Source organism: Acinetobacter sp. V2, from assembly GCF_001188385.1.
Taxonomy (GTDB): Bacteria; Pseudomonadota; Gammaproteobacteria; order Pseudomonadales; family Moraxellaceae; genus Acinetobacter; species Acinetobacter oleivorans.
This window is the reverse complement of the sequence record NZ_JZFB01000002.1, coordinates 22,265-23,577: the sequence shown is the minus strand read 5'-3', so window position 1 is coordinate 23,577 and position 1,313 is coordinate 22,265. Positions and strand designations below refer to the sequence as shown.

Below are 1,313 nucleotides of genomic sequence, written 5' to 3'. Positions count from 1 at the left end.
CTAAGGGGTCGGGAGTTCGAATCTCTCTGAGCGCACCAACTTGAAGAATTAACCGCTTTTATAGCGGTTTTTTTGTGCCTATTTTTTAGTAATTTTAATAAATCTAAATTTATAACTTTTTAATTATATTAGAGATAATCATAAATGAACCTAGCTTTATTTGATTTTGATGGCACCATCACTCATAACGACACATTCAGCTTGTTTCTTAAATTTTCTTTAGACAGAAAAACACAACTCGTCGGTGGTATTCGGCTTGCACCGTATATAGCTGGCTATAAACTTGGTTGGGTAACGGATAAAACCATTCGAACTAAGCTCTGCCAAGTAGGATATGTGGGTTATGACGCGAATTCCCTAAAAGATATGGGGCAAGAGTTTGCTAAAAAGATACTTCCTACATGTGTTCGTGAAAATGCTTTGGAGCGTATTCTCTGGCATAAACAACAAGGTGATCAAATTGTAGTTGTATCAGCATCATTAGGCGTTTATTTAGAAAGTTGGTGTCATTCTTTAGGTTTAGATGTTATATGCAACCAACTTGAAACACATAATGGTATTTTAACAGGCCATTTTATTGATGGTGATTGTGGTTATTTGGAAAAAGTAAATAGAATAAAAAATAAATATGATTTAAGCCAATACCCGACCATATATGCTTATGGTGATACTCCTAATGATTATGCAATGTTGGAATTAGCACATAAAAAGTATTATAGATGGCAAGAGATTGATTAGTATTAAATTAATATTTGAAACTATATTAAATCAGAAAGCCACTTATAAAAGTGGCTTTCTTTTAATGATATTAAACAGTATGGAACGAATTATCTAAGAAGTTATCAGTAAGTAAGGACTGAGGTACGATAGTATGCGTTGTATTTGTTACGCTAGTTACTGTAGACGTTACTCCACCGAGTAGGCTGCCACTTGTTAATCCACCAAGTAAATTAGAAATGACATCTAAGCCACCTTGACCAGTCACCCCACCAGTTAAGCTACCCACGATATCCGTTACGATACCAATAGGGTTTTCTGTGCCACCCGTAACACCACCAGTTAAACCGCCTAGAAGGTCAGTCACTACACCGAGTGGACTATCACCGCTAACACTACCAGTTAAACCTCCAAGAAGATCAGTTACTACGCCAAGAGGGCTATCACCACCAGTAACTCCACCAATTGTGCCTGTTACACCGCCAAGGATTTCTGTTAATAAACCAGTTGCAGTAGAGCCATTAGTAATAAGTGTACCGATAATACCAGTCGCTGATTCGGTTGCACCTTGAATATCACCACCGACTAAGTCAGAT

Annotated in this window: 1 protein-coding gene and 1 pseudogene; one reads left to right on the top strand and one right to left on the bottom strand. The window is 37.2% G+C overall.

The window, feature by feature from the left end; all coding sequences use genetic code 11:
• Positions 1 to 144: 144 nt before the first annotated feature.
• Complete coding sequence (locus UC75_RS08840; protein ID WP_049837374.1) at positions 145 to 738, top strand: HAD-IB family hydrolase; 594 nt, start codon at positions 145 to 147, stop codon at positions 736 to 738.
• Between the two features lie 70 nt (positions 739 to 808).
• Here UC75_RS08840 and UC75_RS08835 read toward each other — a convergent pair.
• Positions 809 to 1,313: pseudogene (locus UC75_RS08835) on the bottom strand (hypothetical protein); the annotation flags it as partial.

Bases quoted from the DNA above. Each gene is read 5' to 3' on its own strand.
- UC75_RS08840 (WP_049837374.1), top strand. From the start codon at position 145: ATGAACCTAGCTTTATTTGATTTTGATGGCACCATCACTCATAACGAC.